The 441-nt window shown below is 66.0% G+C and carries 1 protein-coding gene; it reads right to left on the bottom strand.

Features of this window, described 5'->3' with window-relative positions:
• On the bottom strand, positions 1–417 hold a 417-nt coding region (tatC, locus tag AC0AIB_RS31370; protein WP_465098106.1), incomplete at its 3' end, for a twin-arginine translocase subunit TatC.
• Positions 418–441 lie beyond the last annotated feature (24 nt).

Here is a 441-nt window from a genome sequence, read left to right as displayed (position 1 = left end):
CAGCGACCCCATGTAGACGCCGCAGGCGAACAGCACGATCGCTGCGGCGATGAAGATGCGGCCGACGCGCTTTTCCCGCGGCGTCAGGCCGGGCACGAGGAAGGCCCAGATCTGCCACAGCCACACGGGCGCCGCGAGGATGAGGCCGGCCCACGCCACGACCTTCAACTTGAGGTTGAACGGCGCCGTGACGGCGTTGAACGCGACCTCGACGTGCGCCTCGGGGTGGGCGTGCTGGTAGTCGCGGAACGGCTGCTCGATGAAGTCGTAGATGTTCTGGTAGTAGTGCCAGCCGATGATGCAGCACAGCAGGATCGCGACGCCGGCGACGATCGCGCGGTTGCGGAATTCGCGCAGATGGTCGCCGATGGACATCCGCGCTTCGGGGTTGTCCTTGCGTCGTCCGATGATTGCCACGAGCGAACGGGATCCGATCAGACG

It is taken from the genome of Micromonospora sp. DSM 43699 (assembly GCF_055517075.1).
This window is presented reverse-complemented; position numbering and strand designations above follow the sequence as displayed.